Origin of the sequence: Streptomyces sp. NPDC005791, assembly GCF_042871485.1 — a bacterium.
GTDB lineage: Bacteria > Actinomycetota > Actinomycetes > Streptomycetales > Streptomycetaceae > Streptomyces.
Map to the genome: position 1 here is coordinate 196,896 of NZ_JBIAIP010000012.1, position 20,006 is coordinate 216,901.

General features: G+C 71.0%; 20 protein-coding genes and 1 pseudogene. 13 read left to right on the forward strand and 8 right to left on the reverse strand.

What is annotated here, in order from left to right; translation table 11 throughout:
* Positions 1-31 precede the first annotated feature (31 nt).
* Positions 32-460, reverse strand: coding sequence for an organic hydroperoxide resistance protein (locus ACFYSH_RS23850; RefSeq protein ID WP_359471084.1), 429 nt, complete (start codon positions 458-460; stop codon positions 32-34).
* A gap of 126 nt (positions 461-586) precedes the next feature.
* Between ACFYSH_RS23850 and ACFYSH_RS23855 the strand changes: the two genes are divergently transcribed.
* On the forward strand, positions 587-1,057 hold the full coding sequence (locus ACFYSH_RS23855; RefSeq protein ID WP_359471082.1) for an MSMEG_6728 family protein: 471 nt from the start codon (positions 587-589) through the stop codon (positions 1,055-1,057).
* A gap of 52 nt (positions 1,058-1,109) precedes the next feature.
* Here the strand turns inward: ACFYSH_RS23855 and ACFYSH_RS23860 are convergent, their stop codons facing one another.
* Positions 1,110-2,129 (reverse strand): NADP-dependent oxidoreductase, encoded by a 1,020-nt coding sequence (locus ACFYSH_RS23860; protein WP_359471080.1) that lies wholly within the window; start codon positions 2,127-2,129, stop codon positions 1,110-1,112.
* Between the two features lie 112 nt (positions 2,130-2,241).
* Between ACFYSH_RS23860 and ACFYSH_RS23865 the strand changes: the two genes are divergently transcribed.
* Entirely contained in the window at positions 2,242-2,679 is a 438-nt protein-coding gene (locus ACFYSH_RS23865) for a MarR family transcriptional regulator (RefSeq protein WP_359471078.1), read from the forward strand.
* 83 nt (positions 2,680-2,762) lie between these two features.
* Here the strand turns inward: ACFYSH_RS23865 and ACFYSH_RS23870 are convergent, their stop codons facing one another.
* Positions 2,763-3,473, reverse strand: coding sequence for a hypothetical protein (locus tag ACFYSH_RS23870; RefSeq protein ID WP_359478625.1), 711 nt, complete (start codon positions 3,471-3,473; stop codon positions 2,763-2,765).
* A 123-nt stretch (positions 3,474-3,596) separates the two neighbouring features.
* On the opposite strand from ACFYSH_RS23870, the gene ACFYSH_RS23875 reads away from it, so the two are divergent.
* The 3 genes from ACFYSH_RS23875 (at position 3,597) to ACFYSH_RS23885 (ending at position 6,864) form a co-directional block, all read left to right on the forward strand.
* Entirely contained in the window at positions 3,597-4,169 is a 573-nt protein-coding gene (locus tag ACFYSH_RS23875) for a hypothetical protein (RefSeq protein WP_359478622.1), read from the forward strand.
* Between the two features lie 133 nt (positions 4,170-4,302).
* Positions 4,303-5,340: a rod shape-determining protein gene (locus tag ACFYSH_RS23880; protein ID WP_359478619.1), complete on the forward strand. Its 1,038-nt coding sequence runs from the start codon at positions 4,303-4,305 to the stop codon at positions 5,338-5,340.
* Between the two features lie 18 nt (positions 5,341-5,358).
* Entirely contained in the window at positions 5,359-6,864 is a 1,506-nt protein-coding gene (locus tag ACFYSH_RS23885) for a GAF domain-containing protein (protein WP_359478616.1), read from the forward strand.
* On the opposite strand, the gene ACFYSH_RS23890 is transcribed toward ACFYSH_RS23885, so the two are convergent.
* Entirely contained in the window at positions 6,842-7,273 is a 432-nt protein-coding gene (locus ACFYSH_RS23890; RefSeq protein ID WP_388755014.1) for an Lrp/AsnC family transcriptional regulator, read from the reverse strand. The genes ACFYSH_RS23885 and ACFYSH_RS23890 overlap by 23 nt on opposite strands.
* A gap of 272 nt (positions 7,274-7,545) precedes the next feature.
* Between ACFYSH_RS23890 and ACFYSH_RS23895 the strand changes: the two are divergent.
* The 4 genes and pseudogenes from ACFYSH_RS23895 to ACFYSH_RS23910 form a co-directional block, all read left to right on the forward strand.
* Positions 7,546-8,078 (forward strand): annotated as a pseudogene (locus ACFYSH_RS23895) (nitrate/nitrite transporter); the annotation flags it as partial.
* A gap of 34 nt (positions 8,079-8,112) precedes the next feature.
* Positions 8,113-9,576, forward strand: coding sequence for an acyl-CoA synthetase (locus ACFYSH_RS23900; RefSeq protein ID WP_359478609.1), 1,464 nt, complete (start codon positions 8,113-8,115; stop codon positions 9,574-9,576).
* Complete coding sequence (locus ACFYSH_RS23905; protein ID WP_359478606.1) at positions 9,569-10,918, forward strand: carboxyl transferase domain-containing protein; 1,350 nt, start codon at positions 9,569-9,571, stop codon at positions 10,916-10,918. The genes ACFYSH_RS23900 and ACFYSH_RS23905 overlap by 8 nt, the downstream gene beginning before the upstream one ends.
* 82 nt (positions 10,919-11,000) lie before the next feature.
* The gene (locus ACFYSH_RS23910; protein WP_359478603.1) at positions 11,001-11,798 is read left to right on the forward strand and encodes a VOC family protein; all 798 of its coding nucleotides are present in this window, start codon (positions 11,001-11,003) and stop codon (positions 11,796-11,798) included.
* 21 nt (positions 11,799-11,819) lie between these two features.
* Here the strand turns inward: ACFYSH_RS23910 and ACFYSH_RS23915 are convergent, their stop codons facing one another.
* Positions 11,820-12,521 carry an MFS transporter gene (locus tag ACFYSH_RS23915; RefSeq protein ID WP_388755019.1) on the reverse strand — a complete coding sequence of 234 codons (702 nt, stop codon included), beginning with the start codon at positions 12,519-12,521 and terminating at the stop codon, positions 11,820-11,822.
* Between the two features lie 93 nt (positions 12,522-12,614).
* Here ACFYSH_RS23915 and ACFYSH_RS23920 point away from each other — a divergent pair, with 93 nt between their 5' ends.
* Positions 12,615-14,147, forward strand: coding sequence for a PQQ-dependent sugar dehydrogenase (locus tag ACFYSH_RS23920; protein WP_388755022.1), 1,533 nt, complete (start codon positions 12,615-12,617; stop codon positions 14,145-14,147).
* 75 nt (positions 14,148-14,222) lie between these two features.
* Here ACFYSH_RS23920 and ACFYSH_RS23925 read toward each other — a convergent pair whose 3' ends face one another.
* Entirely contained in the window at positions 14,223-15,131 is a 909-nt protein-coding gene (locus ACFYSH_RS23925) for an NAD(P)-binding domain-containing protein (protein WP_359478597.1), read from the reverse strand.
* Between the two features lie 83 nt (positions 15,132-15,214).
* On the opposite strand from ACFYSH_RS23925, the gene ACFYSH_RS23930 reads away from it, so the two are divergent.
* From ACFYSH_RS23930 to ACFYSH_RS23940, 3 genes are all read left to right on the forward strand, one after another.
* On the forward strand, positions 15,215-15,586 hold the full coding sequence (locus ACFYSH_RS23930; RefSeq protein WP_359478594.1) for a helix-turn-helix domain-containing protein: 372 nt from the start codon (positions 15,215-15,217) through the stop codon (positions 15,584-15,586).
* Positions 15,587-16,068: 482 nt separating this feature from the next.
* Positions 16,069-16,332, forward strand: a complete 264-nt coding sequence (locus ACFYSH_RS23935; protein WP_359478591.1) for a hypothetical protein — start codon at positions 16,069-16,071, stop codon at positions 16,330-16,332.
* Positions 16,333-16,348: 16 nt separating this feature from the next.
* Positions 16,349-17,095 carry a methyltransferase domain-containing protein gene (locus ACFYSH_RS23940; RefSeq protein WP_359478588.1) on the forward strand — a complete coding sequence of 249 codons (747 nt, stop codon included), beginning with the start codon at positions 16,349-16,351 and terminating at the stop codon, positions 17,093-17,095.
* Between the two features lie 226 nt (positions 17,096-17,321).
* Here ACFYSH_RS23940 and ACFYSH_RS23945 read toward each other — a convergent pair whose 3' ends face one another.
* Positions 17,322-18,917 carry a cation acetate symporter gene (locus ACFYSH_RS23945; RefSeq protein WP_359478585.1) on the reverse strand — a complete coding sequence of 532 codons (1,596 nt, stop codon included), beginning with the start codon at positions 18,915-18,917 and terminating at the stop codon, positions 17,322-17,324.
* Positions 18,914-19,306, reverse strand: coding sequence for a DUF485 domain-containing protein (locus ACFYSH_RS23950; RefSeq protein WP_359478582.1), 393 nt, complete (start codon positions 19,304-19,306; stop codon positions 18,914-18,916). The genes ACFYSH_RS23945 and ACFYSH_RS23950 overlap by 4 nt, the downstream gene beginning before the upstream one ends.
* Positions 19,307-20,006: the final 700 nt, after the last annotated feature.

Below are 20,006 nucleotides of genomic sequence, written 5' to 3' on the forward strand. Positions count from 1 at the left end.
ACGCGACCAGGCTCGTGGACTCAGCCCCGGGTCAGGCGGCCGACAGCTCCACCTTGATGTTGCCCCGGGTGGCGTTCGAGTACGGGCACACCTGGTGGGCCTTCTCGATGAGCGCCTGGGCGGTGGCCTTGTCGACGTTCGGGATGGAGGCGCTGATCGCGACCTCGAGGCCGAAGCCGCCCGCTTCGGTCTTGCCGATGGAGACGGAGGCGGTCACCGTCGAACCGGAGATGTCGGCCTTCTCCTGGCGGGCGACCACGCCGAGCGCGCCCTGGAAGCAGGCGCTGTAACCGGCCGCGAAGAGCTGCTCGGGGTTGGTTCCCGCGCCGTTGCCGCCCATCGCCTTCGGCGGGTTGACGACGACGTCGAGCTGACCGTCGTCGGAGGAGACACGGCCGTCACGGCCGCCCGAAGCGGTGGCGACGGCGGTGTAGGCCACGTCTATGTGCTGGATGGTCATACGGTGATCTCCTCCTGCTGATTCGCCGCGACTCGCGCCCACGACCGCGACGGCCTCAGCGGAGCCTAGCGGGTGACGGCGCGTGGGCGGTGCTCCCGTCCGGCGCGGACGGGATAGGCATGGACCATGCAGACATTCCTGCCGTACGCCGATTTCCACCGAAGCGCCCTCGCCCTGGACCCACGGCGTCTGGGCAAGCAGCGGGTCGAGACGATCCAGGTACTGCGCGGGCTCACCGTCCCCGGCTACGGCTGGCGCCATCACCCCGCGGTCCGCATGTGGACCGGCTACGAGGAGGCGCTCGTACGCTACGGCCTGGACATGTGCGAGGCGTGGACCGCCGGAGGCAGGGCGGACACCTGCGCGGACACCCTGCGCAGGGACCTCGCCGCATCGCTGCGGCGCACCACCGTCCGGTCGGCCGCGGAACTCATGGCGGCGGGCGAACTGCCCCCGTGGCTGGGCGACGAACCGCTGCACGAGAGCCACCGCTCCGCGCTCGTGCGCAAGGATCCGGTGTACTACCGCCCGCTGTTCCCGGACGTGCCGCCCGATCTGCCGTACGTGTGGCCCCCCTCGGACCGCGCGGGGCGGTGAGGGACGGCCGCACGGGCGGCTTCACGGGCGGCTCCGCCGACGGCTGGACCGGTCAGGCGTCCAGCGAGACGATCATCTTGCCGGTGTTCTCGCCGCGCAGCAGGCCCACGAAGGCGTCGTAGCCGTTCTCGATGCCCTGGACCGTCGTCTCGCGGTACTTGAGCTCACCGGAGGCCAGCCAGCCGGCCACCTCCTGGACGAACTGCGGCTGGAGCGCGGAGTGGTCGCCGACGAGCATGCCCTGCAGACGCAGCCGCTTGCCGATGACGAGCGCCAGGTTACGCGGGGCCGGGGTGGGCTCCGTGGCGTTGTACTGGGCGATCATCCCGCAGATGGTGGCGCGGCCGTGGACGTTGAACGAGGAGATCGCGGCCTCCAGGTGCTCACCGCCGACGTTGTCGAAGTAGACGTCGATGCCGTCGGGGGCGGCCTCGGCGAGCTGGTCCTTGACGGGGCCGTTCTTGTAGTTGAAGGCGGCGTCGAAGCCGTACTCCTCGACGAGGAGCTTGACCTTCTCGTCGGAGCCGGCGGAGCCGATGACGCGGGAGGCGCCCTTGATCCTGGCCAACTGGCCGACCTGGCTGCCGACGGCACCGGCCGCTCCGGAGACGAAGACGGCGTCGCCCTCCTTGAAGGAGGCGACCTCGAACAGGCCGGCGTAGGCGGTGAGCCCGGGCATGCCGAGCACGCCGAGGTAGGCGGACAGCGGGGCCAGCGAGGCGTCGACCTTGACCGCGTGCTTGGCGGGTACGTCGGCGTACTCGCGCCAGCCGAGGCCGTGCAGGACGTGGTCGCCCACGGCGAAGCCGTCGGCGTTCGACGCGACGACCTCGCCGACCGCGCCGCCCTCCATGGGGTGGTCGAGCTTGAAGGGCGGGGTGTACGACTTCACGTCGTTCATCCGGCCGCGCATGTAGGGGTCGACCGAGAAGTGGAGGTTGCGGACGAGGACGCGGCCCTCACCGGGGGCGGTCACCGGCGCCTCGCGCAGCGCGAAGTCCGAGGCCTCGGGCCAGCCGTGCGGGCGTGCGACGAGGTGCCATTCGCGGCTGGACGTGGGAAGTGCAGACATGGGCTCGGGTTCTCCTCGATCTCGTACGGAGGGAAGCGAAAAGCTTCAGGACATGAAACAACCATGCGTCCAGATATTTCACCTTGTCAAGTAATTCGGTACCCTGGGTGTCATGGTCACCCACGCGCGCACGGACCCGCTCACCCTCGACGTCATCGAGCTCATCGGCGGAGTCGTGGCGCGCTACCACGAGGAGTACGACCGGGCCGCGGCCACACACGCGCTGACCGGCGCGCAGGCCAGGGTCCTCGGGCTGCTCTCCCTGGAGCCGATGCCCATGCGCAAGGTTGCCCGGAAACTGAAATGCGAACCGTCCAACATCACCGGAATAGTCGACCGGCTGGAGCTCCGGGGCCTCGTGGAACGCCGCCCCGACCCGGCCGACCGCCGGGTGAAGCTCGCCGCCCCGACCGAGGAGGGCCTCCGGACGGCCCGGCAGCTCAGGGACGCGCTGGACTTCGCCCGGGAGCCGCTCGCCGAGCTGTCGGACGCGGAGCGAACGGTGCTGCGCGACCTGCTGCGCCGGATGCTGGGCGAGGACGAGGACTAGGGCGTGTTTCGAAAGTCCCGCCTGCCTGGCGACGCCTGGCAGGCGGGACTTTCGAAACACGCCCTAGCAGGCTCCCCGCCGGCTCAGTCGCAGAAGAACTGCCACCACTCGCAGGGCTCCGCCGGCGACGGGGTGGGGGGCGGGGCGGGGTCGTCCGAGGGCTCCGGCGAGGTCGGGTCCGCGGTGGGTTCACCGGAGCCCGGGGGCTCGGGCGGCGCGCCGGTCTCCTCCGGAGCCGGCTCCGTGGACGCGGAGGCGGACGGTGGGACATCGGCGGGGGCGGAGGCCGACGGGACCGCCTCCGGCGCCGTGGTGGTCGCGGCGGGAGCGTCCGTGGGCGTCGCGGAGTGGGAATCGGTGACCGGTATGACGGTGGGCGCGTCCACCGGCCCGGGGTCGTCGGGCTCCGTGCTCGACGAGGCGGAGGGGACGGCTTCGGTGGCGGAGGACGTCGCCTCGCTGACGTAGTCCGCCGCGCCGCTGTCCCCCTCCGGCTCCGTCGCCAGCTCGGCCAGGCTCAGCGCGCCCAGCGCCAGCACCACACCGGCCGCCGTCAGCAGCAGCGCGCGGCCGCGCCGCCGGTGCGCGCGACGGCCGCGTCGCTCGGTGGCGCCGCGGGCACGGCGACGGTGACCGGCACCCCCGGAGGCCTCCGGGGTCCCGGTGGCGGGTCCGGCGTCACGGCCGGCGCGGTCCGGGACGGCATAGGGGGCCAGCGCGTCGGCGGGGGTCCCGCAACCGGCGCACGCCAGCGCCCCGTTGAGGTGCCGTTGGCACGGGTGGCAGTAATCCATGGAGCCCGCAGACTAGACGTGCCCGGAACAACACAGGAAGCCGCACGAGTGAGGATCCTGTGTGGAATCCGGAACTCCGCAGTACGCCGCCCGATACGTGCGATACGCGGCAGGATGGGCACCATGACCGCTCCCGCCCCGTTCGGGCCGCTCCAGTTCCAGCTCGTCCTGCTACGCCGGATGGCCGACCACCAGCCGGACCTCGCCGAGGACGCGCGTCATGAGCTGAGTGCCTCCCTCGCCGAGATGCGCGAGGCGAACCGCCGCTGGCAGGCGATGCAGCGCGCCCCGCGCGGCCGGGGCGCGCTGCGCCGCTACCGCTCGGTCCTGGGCGAGCCCGAGTCGTCCGTACGCCGCACGGTCGGCGACCTGGAGTGCGACGCGCTGCTGTGGGCGCTGCCACTCTGGCCGGACCTGCGGTTCGAGGTGATGGCGGGCCCCGGCGGAGCCGTGTGGAACGAATGGCTGGTCCGCGCCCCGGGTGCGGCGGGCCCCGAACTGCGTGGGGCCGCCGACCTGCGCCCGTGGTCCTGCACCGTGGACGAGGTGGCCAGGGCCTTCGCCCCTGCGCGCCCCCTGGAGGGCAGCGCGCCGACCCGCTGGGCGCTGGCCTTCACCGACCCGGCCGACGGCCGGGCGCAGGTCGCCGAGTTCACCTGGGGACTGTTCCAGCGACTGCTGCCCGGCCGCACCTGACATCTGGCGCGCCGTCAGTTCCCGGTCCCCCCGACGGCTCACCCAGCGCGCGGCGCCCTCGCACCGGCGCGACGATGCCAGGAGGGCCGGCTGCCGCCGGTGCCCCCCGCCAGCGCTCTCGGGAGAATCTGCCGTGACCGTCAGTCTCGATCAGTTGCGCCGTTGCCATGTCGCCGTCGATCTCGGGGCCGCCAGGACCCGTGTGTACGTCAAGGGAGTGGGGCTCGTCGTCGACGAGCCCAGTGTCGCCGCCGTGAACATGCGCACCGGCTCACTCATCGCCGTCGGCGCGCTCGCCGAACAGATGACGGGCCGTACGCCCGCGTACATCCGGGTGGCCCGCCCGGTCTCCGGCGGGACCGTCGTCGACATCGACATGGCGCAGCGCATGCTGCGCCATCTGCTCGGTGAGAAGCTCCGCCGCCAGCTGCGCCGCAAGCCCCGGCTGCGGGCCGCCGCCTGCACCCCGCACGAGGCCGATCCGCTGGCCCAGCGGGCGACCGTCGAGACCCTCGTGGGGCTCGGCGCCCGGCGGGTGGAGCTGGTCGACACCCTGATCGCCGCGGCCGTCGGCTGCGGGCTGCCCGTCGAGCAGCCGACCGCCACCCTGATCATGGTCTGCGGGGCCGCCACCACGCAGATCGCCGTGCTCTCGCTCGGCTCGATCGTGACGGCCGTACGCATCCCGATCGGTGGCGAGGCCATCGACCACGCGGTCATCCAGTACCTGCGCCAGCACCACGAACTGATGCTGCCCAGCCAGTCCGTGCGTCCTCTGCAGCTCGCGCTCCGGGGCAACGGCCTGACGCTCAACGGACCGGCGGTGACGGAGATCCACGGCCGTGACGTGGCCACCGGACTGGCCCGCTCGGTGCAGGTCGACACCGCCGCCGTACGCCAGGCGATCCATGCCCCGCTCACCGCGGTGCTCGACGGTCTGGGCAAGGTGCTGCGCGACTGCCCGCCCGACCTGGTGGCCGACATCGCCGAATCCGGCATCATGATGGTCGGCGGCAGCGCCCTGCTGCCCGGGCTCGACCAGATGCTCCGCGACGCCACGGGCGTTCCGGTGCGGATCGCCGAGCGGCCCGACGTGTGCTCGGTGCTGGGGCTCGGCGCGATGCTGGACGGCACGGTCCAGCCGCTGGTCCTCGCCCCGCTGGCCGGCTGAGAGCCGTCGGGCTCACCGGTGGCCGGAACGGGTCTCGACCTGAGGACCACCCTCCAGCACATCGTGGACACCGCCACGGCGCTGGCCGGGGCGCACTACGGCGCCCTGGCCCTCCTCCACGGCGAGGACCGCCGTGTCACCGATCTGTTCACCACGGGCATGTCCGACAGCGAACGCCGCGCCGCGACCCCGCTCCTGGACGGGCGCACGGGAGTCCTCGGCGCCCTCGTCGACGACGTACAGGCCGTGCGCGTCGACGATCTGACGTCAGGCCCGCGTCCCCGTGATCTGCCTGCTCCGCTCCTCCCGATGCGCTCCTTCCTCGGGGCGCCCGTCCGGGTGCACACGGAGGTGCTCGGCAGCCTCTGTGTCACCGCGGCTGAGCCGGAGCGTTTCACGGACACCGACCCCGCGCTGCTGCGACTGCTCGCCTCCCAGGCCGCCGCGGCGATCGGCGGCACCCACCTGCACGAGGCGGCACGGCAGCGGGAGCACTGGATCGAGGGTGCGGCGGCCGTCACCCGGGCGCTGCTGTCCGGAGCGGGCACGACGGACGCCCTGACGACCGTCGCCGAGCGGGCCAGGGTGCTGGCCGACGCGGCCGCCGGGGTGATCCTCCAGCCGACCCCGGGCGGTGGGATGGAGATCGTCGCCGCGTCCACCCTGGACGATCCGGCCGGTCTCGTCGGTACGTCCATCGAGCCCGGCTCCCCCGTCCTCGTCCAGCTGCTGGGCGGCGAGGAGGTCTACATCGAGGACTCCGCGACGGACGACCGGATGACGACCCCGGTGCGGTCCCGGTTCGGCCCCAGCATGATGCTGCCCCTGCAGAGCGGCGGACGGCTCATCGGCACGCTGGCCCTTCCCCGGCGGCGCGGGGAGGCCCCCTACACGGCGACGGACCGGCTGCTGGCCTCCCAGTTCGCCTCCCAGGCCGCGCTGGCCCTGGTGATGGCCGACGCACAGCACTACCGGGAACAGCTGGCGGTCTACGAGGACCGCGACCGCATCGCCCGCGACCTGCACGACCTCGTCGTACAACGGCTGTTCGCGACGGAGATGATGCTGGAGTCGACCCGCCGCAAGGACCTGGCGGGCGACACCGGGACCGCCGATCTGCTCGGGCAGGCCGTCGACGAGCTGGACTCCACCATCCAGGAGGTCAGGACCGCGATCTTCGCCCTTCAGCAGCCACCCGCCGACGCTCCCACGACGTTCCGCGGCAGGGTCCTGCGTGAGACGGGCGGCGCGGCGGCGGTGCTCGGCTTCCAGCCGTCGGTGCGGTTCACCGGCGCGGTGGACGCCCTGGTGACGGAGCCGGTGGACGGCGAACTGCTCGACGTGCTGCGCGGTGCCCTGGCCGCCGCGCACCGGCGGGCCGGGGTGTCGGCCGTCGAGGTGGAGGTGGACGCGACGGCGCGGCTGCCCGACGGGCGTGCGGCGGTGCGGCTGGCGGTCGCGGACGACGGGCTCGCCGAGGACGGCGCCCGGTCGCCGTCGGTCATCTGGCAGGCGCCGCTCTGAGAGCGATGCGGGTGTTGGAGTGGGCTACGCCCGCGTCGTTCCTCAGCCGGCGCAACAACGTGTCCAGGGAGCCGGAGTCGGCCGCCGTGGCGCGTACGAGGTAGTCGTGGGGACCCGTCACGTGTACCACCTCGGTGATGCCGGGCAGCGTGAGCACGGAGCGTTCGAACTGCTCGTTCGTCGTGTCCAGGCGCAGCGACACATCGATGAAGACGACGAGGCCCGACCGGGTGTCGGCGGCCGGGTCGACGATGACCGTGAAGCCGCGGATCACCCCGTCGCGGCGCATGCGGCGTACACGGTCCCCCGCCGCGTTGGCACTGAGCCCCACGCGTACACCCAGATCACGGTACGAGATCCGGGCGTCCTCCTGGAGGATGCCGAGGATCTCTCTGTCCAGCCGGTCCATACCTGAGATTGTCGCAGCCCCGGGCCGGAAAGGGCGGACGAGCGGTGCCTCCCGGGGTCCCGGAGGGGGTCCCCGCCCATGGGGGGTCTGCTGTGCGACGGCCTTGCCCGGATGGCTCAGCCCACCGCGCCCGGCCCCGTCGTCCGACCTTGACTTGCGGTGTGGACACGACCGCCGAGCAGGCTCCCCCGGACCGGAAGCAGTCAGCCGCCGCCTACCGGAACCTGATCATGGCCACGATCGGCTTCACGCTCACCTTCTGGGCGTGGAACCTGTACGCGATCGGCTTCGGCGGCATCGTGGCGTTCGGGGTGTACCTGCCGACATATCCGAAGGCCTGGTACGAGATGTCACCGACCGAGGCGGGAACCAAGGCGGCGGGATTCGCTCTGGTCACCGTCGTCTTCCGGCCGGTCGGCGGCTGGCTCTCGGACCGGGTCCACCCCGCCCTGGTCACGGCCGCGGCACTTCTGCTGGCCGCGCTGACGGCGATCGTCCAGGCCTTCGACCCGCCGCTGGATCCGCTCGGCACGATCGCGCTGCTCTGCATGGCGGCCGGGCTCGGCACCGCGAGCGGCAGCGTCTTCGCCCTGGTCTCCCAGGTGACACCGCAGGCCCAGGTGGGCAGCGTGACCGGCATCGTCGGCGCGATGGGCTCGGCGGCTTCGTGCCACCGCTGGTGATGGGTGCGATCTACAGCGCGAAGGACTCGTACTCGATCGGCTTCATGCTGCTCTCGGACCTGGCGCTGGCGGGTTCCGTGTACGCGTACGGTCGGATGCGGACCGTACGGCGCGACAGCTGACGGCCTGCGCGGGTCAGCCCGTAGGGTTCGTCGGGTGACCTCTCTTCTGCCCGCGCTGAGCGGAGCGTCGCGCCGGACGGACTCCCCGGAGGCCGTCCGGTTCGGCGAACACGTGCTGACCTACGCCCAGTTGGACGAGGCGTCCGCCTCCCTCGCCACCCGGATCGCGGGGGCGGGACGCGTCGCTGTCTGGGCGACGTCCACCCCCGAGACGGTGGTCGCCGTCGTCGCGGCACTGCGGGCGGGGGTGCCCGCCGTGCCTCTCAACCCGAGGACCGGCGGGCGCGAACTCGCGCACATCGTCGCCGACAGCGAGCCCTCCACGGTGCTGGCCGGGGCGCAGGACGCGCTTCCTGCCGCCCTCGACGGCCTGGAGCGGCTGGACGTCCGCACCGCCACCACCGGCCGGACCCCGGGGACGGACTTCCCCGAGCCTCCCGAGAACTCCCCCGCCCTCGTCGTCTACACCTCCGGCACGACGGGCCCGCCCAAGGGCGCGGTCCTCCCCCGCCGGGCGATCGCCGCGTCGCTGGACGCGCTGGAGGACGCCTGGCAGTGGACCGGCGAGGACGTGCTCGTGCACGCCCTGCCGCTGTTCCATGTGCACGGGCTGATCCTGGGCGTCCTGGGCCCGCTGCGCCGGGGTGGCTCCGTGCGTCATCTCGGCCGGTTCTCCACGGAGGGCGTGGCCCGGGAGCTGCTCTCCGGGGGCACCATGCTGTTCGGGGTGCCCACGATGTATCACCGGCTGGCCGGCGCGGTCACCGGTCCGGCGGCCTCCGGAGACCTCACGAAGGCGCTGGCGGGCGCCCGGCTGCTGGTCTCCGGCTCGGCGGCGCTGCCGGTCCACGACCACGAGCGGATCGCCGGGGCCACCGGCCGCCGGGTCATCGAGCGGTACGGGATGACGGAGACCCTGATGAACACCGGTGTACGGGCCGACGGCGCCGCGCGTGCCGGGACGGTCGGCCCGCCGTTGCCGGGAGTGGAGCTCAGGCTCGTCGAGGAAGACGGCACCGTGCTCCAGGACACCGCCTCCATCGGCGAGATCCAGGTGCGCGGCCCGAACCTCTTCACCGGCTATCTGAACCGGCCGGACGCCACCGCCGCCGCCTTCACCGAGGACGGTTTCTTCCGCACGGGCGACATGGCGACGGTCGACCCGGACGGCTGTGTGCGGATCGTCGGGCGCAAGGCCACCGACCTCATCAAGAGCGGCGGTTACAAGATCGGGGCGGGCGAGATCGAGAACGCGCTGCTGGAGCATCCGGGCGTGCGTGAGGCGGCCGTCACCGGCGAGCCCGACGCGGATCTCGGCGAGCGGATCGTCGCCTGGGTGGTGCCGTCCGACCCCGGATCGCCGCCAGGTGAGCGGGAGTTGGCGGACCATGTGGCAGACCTGCTGGCACCGCACAAGCGCCCGCGCGTCGTCCGTCACCTCGACGCGCTGCCCCGCAACGAGCTGGGCAAGATCATGAAGAGGTCGCTCGGTGCCTGACATCCCGTGCGCCCGCACGTCGGCGCGGGAGGCGATCGCCGCCGTCACCGCGAGCTTCACCGAACACCGTCCGTCCGCGCGCCCCGTCCTTCCCGACGGCCCGCTCGGCTGGAACGGTTACGCGGAGTCCAGGGCGCGCGCCTCTGCACGGACCGGTGAGGAGGAGTCCGTCCTGTACGGGACCGCCGTCGTCGGTGAGCGGGAGTGCGTCCTGGTCTCGTTCGAATTCGGGTTCCTGGGCGGCTCGTTGGGCGGACGCACCGGGGACCGCCTGGAGGCCGCGTACGCCCTGGCGGGTGAGCGGCGGCTGCCGCTCGTCTCGCTCGTCGCCACCGGGGGCAGCCGGATGCAGGAGGGCATGATCGCGCTGATACAGCTCCAGCGGGTGGCCCGCGCGTCCGCACGGCTGAGGGCGGCGGGGCAGGCGCAGATCTCGGTGCTGCGGGATCCGGCGACCGGGGGCGGCTGGGCCACCGTGGGGGCGGGTGCCGACGTGGTGCTGGCGCTGCCCGGGGCACAGATCGGGTTCGCGGGTTCCCGGGTACGGCCCGCCGACGCGGATCCGTACGCGTACACCGCCGAAGGCCAGCTGGCGGCAGGGCAGGTCGACGCGGTCGTCGCGCCGGACGAACTGGCCGGGACGCTGGGCCGCTGGCTGACGGCGTTGACGGTCGCGGGCCCGGCGCAGGCCGCCCCGGTGCCGGGCGCGCTGTCGGACACGGGGCTGCCGGCGACGGGGTGGGACGCGGTGGAGCAGGCCCGCGCGACGGCGCGGCCACGGGCCAAGGCCTATCTGGACGCGTACTTCGAGCACCGGCTGCCTCTGAGCGGCGACCGCTGCGGCGGCAGGGACCCTGGCCTGCTCTGCGGAGTGGGCATGCGCGCCGGGCGTCCGGTGGCGTACGCCGCCCAGTGCGGCACCGCGACCCGCCCGGCGGGCTACCGGACGGCGGCCCGGGTGATCCGGCTCGCGGACCGGCTTGGCCTCCCCGTGCTCACCCTGATCGACACCCCCGGCGCGGCCAACGACGCGGAGGCGGAACGGGCGGGCGCGGGCGCCGCCATCGCCGACACCTTCGCGGCGGTCGCCGCCGCCCGGGTCCCCGTGACGACGCTCGTGATCGGCGAGGGCGGATCCGGCGGCGCGCTGGCCCTGGCAGCACCGGACAACACCCATGTCACCGCGGACAGTTACTTCTCGGTGATCGCACCGGAGCTGGCGGCGGCCATCCTGAAGCGCGGTCCGGACGAGGTGCGGTCCACCGCCGACCAGCTCCGGCTGCGCCCCCAGGATCTGGTGGAGCTGGGGGTGGCGCGCTCGGTCGTCGGCCCGGAACGCTGAGGCGCGTTCGACGCGCCGCTCGGGCGACGGTTGGCTAGCGTGGCAGGAAGGACGATCCGCCGAGTGGAGAAGGGGCCGGGCCATGGCCGCACAATCCGAGGGCACTCCCTGCTGGGCCGACGGTACGTTCGGCGACCTGGAGGGGGCGAAGCGCTTCTACGGTGAGCTCCTGGGCTGGACGTACGGCGAGTCGATGCCGGAGTACGGCGACTACACCCAGGCCCATGTGAACGGCAGGGCGGTCGCCGCGCTGTCGCCTCCCATGCCGGGGCAGGAGGCGCCGTCGGCCTGGTGCCTGTACCTCGCTTCGCAGGACGCCGCCGCCACCGCCGCGAAGATCCGCGAGCACGGGGGCGAGGTGCTGGTGGAACCGATGCGGGTCGGCGGCTTCGGGACGATGGTGCTGGCCGCCGATCCCGGCGGGGCGCCCTTCGGGGTGTGGCAGGCGGGCAGCCACGAGGGCTTCCAGGCACAGGCGGTGCCCGGTGCGTACACCTGGGCCGAAATCTTCACCCGCGAGCCGGCGAAGGCGGACTCCTTCTTCTCGGCCGTCTTCGGGTACGGGGTGAAGCACCTGGACGACGACGCGATCGACTTCTCGCTCTACGACCTGGGCGCGGACCCGGTGCTCGGCCGGATGAAGATGGGGGACGACTTCCCCGCCGGGGTGCCGGCCCATCTGAACGTGTACTTCACGGTCGCGGACTGCGACGCCGCGGTGGAGAAGGCGAAGTCGCTGGGGGCGGAGGTGCGGTTCGGCCCGATGACCATCCCGTACGGCCGGTTCGCGTCCCTGGCGGACCCGCAGGGCGCGGTGTTCTCGGTGCTCGACCCCACGACGACCGGCGGCGAGATGCCGAGCGTCACGGACGCCACCTGACGGGTCCCGGGCCCTGCCCTGTCAGGGCTGCGGATCGTGCGCGTCGTACCGGGCGAAGCCGCGCCGGCGCAGCCCCGGCAGGCACACCAGCAGCACACAGACGATGCCTCCGCCGGTCACCGCCACGGCCGGTGACGTGAGGTCGGCGACGGAGCCGGCCACGAGATCACCGAGCCGTGGGCCGCCCGCCACGACGACGATGAACACGCCCTGCGGCCGGCCGCGCATCTCGTCCGGCGCCGCCGCCTGCAGCATGGTGTCGCGGAACACCATCGAGATGGAGTCCGCGCACCCGGCGAGCGCGAGCAGGGCCGGCCCGAGCCAGAGCTGCCGGGTGAGCCCGAACACGGCGATGGCTCCGCCCCAGCAGGACACGGCGATCAGCACCGCGAGCCCGTGCCGCCGTATGCGGGCCAGCCACCCGGAGAACACGCTGCCGAGCAGGGCGCCCAGCGCCGGGGCCGCGACCAGCAGCGAAGCGGCGTCAGGTCGGGGAGCATGCGGGTGCGGGGTACACCTTGTTCGGCTGTTTCGGTCACGGGGATGGTGACGACCGTGTGCCGCCGCCGTGACCCGCCTCGGGCCCGTCCGGGCCGGCGGGGGATCACGGTGGCCTCGGCCCGGCCGGCGCACCGTTTGCGCCACCCGATGCGAACGTGGCGCAATCACACGTTGCCGCCCCGTTCCGTGACGAGCAGCCTGGAGTCGCGGGAGCGCTCCCACACCTATCGAGGCCCGGCCTCACTCGTCCTCCGGGGAACCGCCACCGCATGCGAGCACCACCGCTGTGCAAGCGTCCTCTTTCCTGGAGCCCCTATGCCGATACGTCGCTGGACCGGGCCACTTCTGCTGGCCGCCCTCCTGTTGACCGCGCCCCTGTCGTCCCCCGTCGCGGCGGACGCCCCACCGCCCCGGACAGTGACGGCGCAGGGCGGCACGCCCGTGCCTCTGCCCTCGCTCAGCGCGACCACCACCCAGGTCGCCTCCGGGCTGAGACGGCCCACCGCGATCGCCGCCCCCGACGACGGCACGGACCGGCTGTTCATCACCGAGAAGTCCGGCACCGTCCGCGTCTACCAGCCGGACACCGGCCTGGCCGGGCCCCCGGTCGTCGACATCAAGTCGGCCGTGGACGAATCAGGCAACGAGCGCGGCCTGCTCGGCATCGCCGTCCCACCCGACTTCGCCGAGAGCCAGGACCTGTACCTGGCGTACACCGCGCTGCCCGACGGCGCGGTCACTCTCGCCCGGTACCGGCTCGACGAGTCCCGCCTGGAGGTCCTGCTCTCGCAGGAGCACGCCGAGCACAGCAATCACAACGGCGGCCAGCTCGCGTTCGGCCCGGACGGCCACCTGTACTGGAGCATCGGCGACGGCGGCGGCTCCGCCGACCCCTTCCACGCGGCCCAGCGACTGGACACACTGCTCGGCAAGGTCATGCGCATCGACGTGAGCCGGAGCTGCGGCGCGCTCGCCTACTGCGTTCCCGGCGACAACCCCTTCGTGGGCGCCTCCGGCGCCCGCGAGGAGATCTGGCTGTACGGGCTGCGCAACCCGTGGCGGTTCTCCTTCGACAGCGCCGACGGCTCGATGTGGATCGGCGACGTCGGCCAGGGCCGATGGGAGGAGATCGACCACATCACCCCCGGCCGGGGAGGGCTGAACCTCGGCTGGTCCTGCTACGAGGGACTGGAGAAGTTCACCGGCGGCGACTGCGCGCCCGGCGAGACGTACACGGAGCCGGTCTTCACGTACTCCCCGTACACCGGCGGCTGTTCGGTCATCGGTGGCCACGTCTACCGGGGACAGAAGTACGCCGGCCTGGTCGGCGGCACGTACATCGCCACCGACTACTGCTCGTCCACGGTCTGGGCGCTGCGCCCTGACGGGGAGGGCGGCTACGAGCAGGCCGAGATCGGGGAGATGCCCACCCAGGTGACGTCGATCGGGACGACCGTCGACGGGGAGTTCTACGTGGTCAACGATCTGCCCGGCGGCCTGCACCGGGTGTCGTTCGCGCGGGAGGAACCGACGTGCCGTGTCGAGCGCACGGTGAAGGCGTGGGGTACGGGCACGACGGTCGACCTCACCGTCACCAACACCGGCAGCACCCCCGTGGACGGCTGGACGCTCGCATTCCCGCTGGCTCTCGGGCAGACGGTCACCTCCGACTGGAACACGGACCTGACCCAGGGAAGCAACACCATCAAGGCGGCCGACGCCTCACACAACGCCGTGATAGCTCCGGGCGCGAGCATCACGCTCGGCTATCTCGCCGGCCACACCGGCGACGCTTCCCCGCCGCCGCGGTTCATGCTCAACGGGGACGCCTGCGCCGTGGGCGACTGAGACCGCCGACGAGGAGTGCACCCACCTGTGCCCGCCCGCCTGCCTGTTCCGGCGGGCGGGTCACAGGGGCGCCGATCAGCGCGGTCCTCGGATGCTGTCGATGATGCGAGTCCAGTTGTCGCTGCCGTGTCCGTCCTTGATCGCCTGAAGGTAATGGGCCCGTACGGCCTGTGGGAGCGCGAGGTCGAGGCCGAGTGACGTGCTGGTCTCGACGATGTGGTCGGCCGTCGCGCCCATCATGGTGACCGTGCTGAGGTCGCCGGGGTGCTCTCCGGCATCGAGCGCGACGCCGGGGTCCTCTTCACCGGCCCTCACCATGTCGCCGATCGATTCGACGGTGCGGAGCAACTCCGGCAGCGCTTGCCTGGCTTGTCTCCCTGCGGCACCCAGCATCGCGGTGGCCTGCATCAGTCCGGACAAGCTCGTCAGGAAGACCGTGAGTTGGGCTTGGTACATCAGCTGGGCGAGGCCCGGATCCTCGCCCAGGTGTTCAGGTGTCCCGAGCAGTGTCAACGTCGCCAGGTGCTTCTCCATCACCTCGTCGCTGCCGCTGTAGTAGACATGGGCCGCCTCGGTGCCGACCATCGGCGCGGGTACCATGACGCCTCCGGTGAGGAAGGTGGCGTCGTGCCCCGCGGCCCAGGCCGCTGCCTCGCGTGTGCGGTCAGGGGTGTCGGAGCTCATGTTGACCAGCGTCCGGCCGGCGAGTGACGCGGTGGCGCTGTCGAGGACGTCGTACATCGCCTGGTAGTCGGTGAGGCTGAGGATCACGAGGTCGCTCGCTTCGACCGCCTCGCCGGGGGTCGCCGCGAGCGTCGCCCCGTCGCGCACTACGCCGTCGGCCCGACCGGCGGTGCGGTTCCAGACGGTGACCGGGTGGCCGGCGGCGAGGAGGGTGCGTGTCATCGCCTGGCCCATCGGGCCGAGCCCGATCACGACGACAGGGCTCTTCTGCTTCAGGGTGAGGTTCTGTTGTCCGTTCACCCCTCCATGTTCGGAGAGCGCCACTACTCTCGGAAGTACCCACTATTTTCTGCGGTACTTACCTTTCAGTAAGGGGATCAGTGATGGCCAAGGCGCCCAGATGCGGGCCTTACATCTGCGGCATCGACGCCGCCCTCGACGTCCTGAGCGGCAAGTGGAAGGGGCTGATCCTCTGGGAACTCGAAGCCCACCGCGTACGCCGCTTCGCCGAGCTCCGTCGTGGGCTGCCGGGAGTCAGCGAGAAGATGCTGACACAGCACCTGAGGGAGATGGAGGCGGACGGACTCGTGCTCCGTAAGGTGTACGCCGAGGTGCCGCCGCGGGTGGAGTACTCCCTGACCGAGCACGGGCGCATGCTCAATCAAGCGCTCGAGCCGCTCGGCGTCTGGGGAGTCGAGCGGATACGTCGCGAAGGCCACGAAACGGTCGCCGCGGCCGGAGCCTCGCACAGCTGAGCATCCCGGCCACGGCCCCGTGCGTACGCCCCCCTGAGCGCCGGCTTTCCGTTTCGCCGGCTTCTCCAATCGGACGGCTGTTGATCCGTGCCATGACAGGAAAACCGGGAGGAACCACCGGTCCGCGTCATCGGCGGGGACGGGCCACACTCATTCCGCAGACGCGGGACCGCGGCTGCCGGGGGCGTCTCCGACGTACCGACTGAGCGGCGCCGGGGCAACGGAGGGTGTTATCGTGACGGGCGCAGCGATGATCAGTTCGCTGCTCATGGAGAGTGGAGGAGGTGAGTTGATGACTGTCGTGGAGACCACCGCTGTGCGCGGTGCCCGGATCATCCTCACTTCCCGGGCCTCGTCCTGACCTTCGCCTGCCTTCCTCCCGATGGGGAGTAGTTCCGGCACGCCTCCGTCCGGCGGGGCCCCTTCCCAAGGGTCTCCACTTGTTTCATCAACCCGCTTCATCACATCGCTCCGCTCTGCGCGTGGTCGACCTCACCGACCTGACGCGGGACCGCCGCTTCGTGGACTGCGCCCACACCACCGCATCGGGCTGCGCCGTGCCGACCGCCGTCCGGAACGGCCACCTCACCCAGCGGCGCCTCGACGGCTACCACCGACGGCAGCGCGAGAACGCCCATGCCGCCTCCCGCACCGACATCCGGCTGCGCGCCGAACAGGAGCGGCCCATGAAGGACATCGCGCGCCTGCCCCGCGCCTACGACAACTTCCCGTACCGCAAGGCATGACGAAAGGAATTCGGTCATGGACCTCCCTCGTATCTTCACCATCCGCGAGAGCGGCCACCGCATCCACAACCCGCTGACCGCAGCCAAGTACGCGGCCCTGGGCGAAGCACTCCACCTCGCCCCCGGGACACGGGTGCTCGACCTGGCCAGCGGCTCGGGCGAGATGCTGTGCACCTGGGCGCGTGATCTCGGCTTCACGGGCACGGGCGTGGACATCAGCACACTCTTCACTGAGCAGGCCCAGGCACGCGCCGCGCAACTCGGCGTCGCCGACCAGGTCGAGTTCGTCCACGGTGACGCCGTCGGCCATGTCGCGGACCAGCCGGTCGATCTGGCCGCCTGCGTCGGCGCCACATGGATCGGTAACGGTGTCGCCGGAACGGCCGAGCTGCTCAGCCGCAGCCTCCGCCCCGGCGGTCTGATGCTGATCGGCGAGCCCTACTGGCGGCAGACCCCTCCGGACGAGGAGACCGCCAAGACATGCCACGCCACCGGCATCGCCGACTTCCTGCTCCTCCCGGAACTGATCGAGCAGTTCCAGGGCCTCGGGTACGACGTCGTGGAGATGATGCTGGCCGACCAGGACAGCTGGGACCGCTACGCCGCGGCCCAGTGGCTCAGCATGCGCCGCTGGCTCGACCGGAACCCGGACGACGAACTCGCCCCCGACGTACGCGAAGAGCTCGCCGACGAGCCCGCACGCTACGCACGCGGCACGCGTGAGTACCTCGGCTGGGGAGTCTTCGCCCTCATGAAGCGCTGATGCTCCCGTCCCGTGCGGGGCCCGGACACGACACCGTCCGGGGCCCGCACGGGTCTCGCCCGATGTGGCTCCACCCCGGCATCGCGCCCGACCGTCCACGGTCGTGAGTCCGTCCCTGCCGGATGTCGCCGGGCAGCCTCTCCGGAGCATCTGGGGGCGACGGCTCGGGCTGCGTGCCGGAGGCGGTGCCGCCGGACCAAGCCCTGCCGGTTCCTGCCGGATACGGCTACAGCCGGGCACCGATTCCGGTCAGCGCGCGGACCTCCATCTCCGCCTGCTTGTCCGGATCTGCGGGGCGCCGGCTGAACACGGTGCCGAGGTATCCACACAGGAAGGAGAGCGGAATCGACACGATGCCGGGATTCGTGAGCGGGAAGCAGTGGAAGTCGACGCTCTTGATGATCGACGTGGAGGTGCCCGAGACCGCCGGCGAGAAGACGATGAGCACGAGGCAGGACACCAGACCGCCGTAAATGCTCCACAGCGTCCCCGAGGTGTTGAAGCGTTTCCAGTACAGCGTGTAGAGCATCGTCGGCAGGTTGGCCGAGGCGGCGAGCGCCAGGGCCAGCGACACGAGGAAGGCGACGTTCTGACCGTCGGCCACGATGCCGCCGACGATGGCCAGCAAACCGATCACGATCGCTGTCAGTCGCGCCACCCGTATCTCGGACCGGGGATCGGCCTTACCACGCCGTATCACGTTGGCGTAGACATCATGGGCGAACGAAGCCGAAGCGGCCAGGGTCAGACCGGCAACGACCGCCAGGATCGTCGCGAAGGCCACCGCCGAGACGACTCCCAGGAGCACGACTCCACCGACATGGAAGGCGAGCAGAGGTGCCGCGGAGTTCTCCCCGCCTGGCGCGTGAACAATCGCGTCCGAACCGACCAGGGCGGTGGCACCGTAACCGACGACCAGGATGCTCAGGTAGAACGTGAACATCGACCAGGTGCACCACACCACCGACCTGCGCGCCTCCTTGGCATTGGGCACGGTGTAGAAGCGCATCAGCACATGCGGCAGGCTGGAGATACCGAGGACCAACGACAGGGCCAGCGAGACGAGCTCGAGTTTGCTCATCGCGTCCTGGCCGTACAGGCTGCCCGGTTCGAGCAGTCTCTCGCCCAACGGGCTGTTCACCGTCGCCTGTTGCAGCAGCGCGGAGAAGCTGAATCCGAACTTGCCGATGATGAACACGCTGAGGAAGGTGACGCACGCCAGGAGCAGGCCGGCTTTGATGATCTGCACCCAGGTCGTGCCCTTCATCCCGCCCACCAGCACATAGAGGAGCATGACGACGCCGACGCCGCTGATGAGCAGCGCCCGCCCTCCCTTGGTGTGCACGTCCAGCAGCAAGGCGATCAGCCCACCGGCGCCGGCCATCTGGGCGAGCATGTAGAAGAACGTGATCACCAGGGTGGCGTTGGCCGCCGCGGCCCGCACCGGGCGCTGCCGCATGCGGAAGGCCATCACGTCACCCACGGTGAAGCGCCCGGTGTTACGCAGTCTCTCGCCGATGAGCAGGAGTGCGACCAGCCAGGCGACGAGCCATCCGACGGAGTAGAGGAACCCGTCGTAACCATGGACGGCGATCGCCCCGGAGATACCCAGGAAGGATGCTGCGGAGAGGAAGTCGCCGGACATCGCGATGCCGTTCTGCGCACCGGTGAAGGCACTGCCCGCGGTGTAGTAGTCGGATGCCGTCTGGTTCCTGTTGGTGACCTTGTAGACGATGAACAGAGTGATGACGACGAATAGCAGGAACACGCTCAGATTGAGCATGGGGCTGCCGGTCGCGCCGGCGGCGATCTGCTGTTTCATTCCGTGTCGACTCCCGCCAGTTCGCGAATCCTGTCCACTTCCGGATCAAGCTTCTTCCGGGCGAAACGCCGGTACGCCAGGACGATCATGATCGTGGACACGAACTGCATCAGACCGAGGACGGTGCCTGTGTTGATTTCGCCTGCGACCTTGTGGCTCATGAAGTCGTGGGCATAGGCGGAAAGCAGAGCGAACGTCATGTACCAGCAGAAGAAGAGCGCGCTCATCGGGAAGACGAACAACCGAAGCCGTCTGCGCAGGTGGGCGAATTCCTCACTCTGCTGAATCGCGGGGTAGTCGGGCTCACCTTCGTGACGGGAGTCGATGAACTCCCGTGCGGCAGGCCGCTCGGACCCTTCGACGGTGGGCAGCCCTGCCGGTCTGGTCACGTTCCTCTTTCTGTGGATTCGGGCAGGAGGACGCATGGCTGCTCCTGCGGCGAGCGACAGGAAGGAACAAACCGCAGCCCCCTGCGCGGTGGAAAGTGTAGTGAGACGCCACACACCGTCAACCAACACCCCACGACTCACGCGGTGAGCACCGAATCGTGCATGGGTATCCTGACGCAACACCGGGGACCGTTCGACCATTCAACGCCCTCAGTGGTCGCGAACTGAAGACGGCTTGATCTTTTCTTTGCCGAGCATTTACCGAACCCGCACTGTGCCGCCAACCGACCACACCGAATGTGGAGAACGCGTGCGTAACGGTTCGGTCGCGGGCGCCCGGGGTGGGGAGCCGCATTGTTGCCGTTCGCCTGACTGCCCTAAACTTGTCCATGTTCCCCGGCACTTGACAGGCCGGCACGCAGCGTGCGGAGATCGGTTCGCATCTGAGAACTGGGAGACGGAACAATGGATTTCCTTGGGCGCACCCCCGGCGCCGCCGGGTCGGTCGAGGGCCCTTGGTCGACCCCTCCCTCAGTTCTTGAGATGCGGTTCTCCACCGCCCGGGACTCACGCCCGCTCCTGGGTCCGCACACCGTGACGTGAGCGCTGGCAGTCGCGCCATCCCTCCGGCACTACCCTGCTGCCGGGCGTCCCCGTCCTGCTCAGGTGAAAACCCGGGAGAAAACAGCATCGTGACAGG

Excerpts from the sequence above, each read along its gene's own strand:
- ACFYSH_RS23930 (WP_359478594.1), top strand. The coding sequence starts at position 15,215 with ATGGCCAAGGCGCCCAGATGCGGGCCTTACATCTGCGGCATCGACGCC.
- ACFYSH_RS23890 (WP_388755014.1), bottom strand. The coding sequence starts at position 7,273 with ATGGACCGGCTGGACAGAGAGATCCTCGGCATCCTCCAGGAGGACGCC.
- ACFYSH_RS23850 (WP_359471084.1), bottom strand. The coding sequence starts at position 460 with ATGACCATCCAGCACATAGACGTGGCCTACACCGCCGTCGCCACCGCT.
- ACFYSH_RS23920 (WP_388755022.1), top strand. The coding sequence starts at position 12,615 with ATGCCGATACGTCGCTGGACCGGGCCACTTCTGCTGGCCGCCCTCCTG.
- ACFYSH_RS23940 (WP_359478588.1), top strand. The coding sequence starts at position 16,349 with ATGGACCTCCCTCGTATCTTCACCATCCGCGAGAGCGGCCACCGCATC.
- ACFYSH_RS23860 (WP_359471080.1), bottom strand. The coding sequence starts at position 2,129 with ATGTCTGCACTTCCCACGTCCAGCCGCGAATGGCACCTCGTCGCACGC.
- ACFYSH_RS23865 (WP_359471078.1), top strand. The coding sequence starts at position 2,242 with ATGGTCACCCACGCGCGCACGGACCCGCTCACCCTCGACGTCATCGAG.
- ACFYSH_RS23875 (WP_359478622.1), top strand. The coding sequence starts at position 3,597 with ATGACCGCTCCCGCCCCGTTCGGGCCGCTCCAGTTCCAGCTCGTCCTG.
- ACFYSH_RS23910 (WP_359478603.1), top strand. The coding sequence starts at position 11,001 with ATGGCCGCACAATCCGAGGGCACTCCCTGCTGGGCCGACGGTACGTTC.
- ACFYSH_RS23870 (WP_359478625.1), bottom strand. The coding sequence starts at position 3,473 with ATGGATTACTGCCACCCGTGCCAACGGCACCTCAACGGGGCGCTGGCG.
- ACFYSH_RS23945 (WP_359478585.1), bottom strand. The coding sequence starts at position 18,917 with ATGAAACAGCAGATCGCCGCCGGCGCGACCGGCAGCCCCATGCTCAAT.
- ACFYSH_RS23855 (WP_359471082.1), top strand. The coding sequence starts at position 587 with ATGCAGACATTCCTGCCGTACGCCGATTTCCACCGAAGCGCCCTCGCC.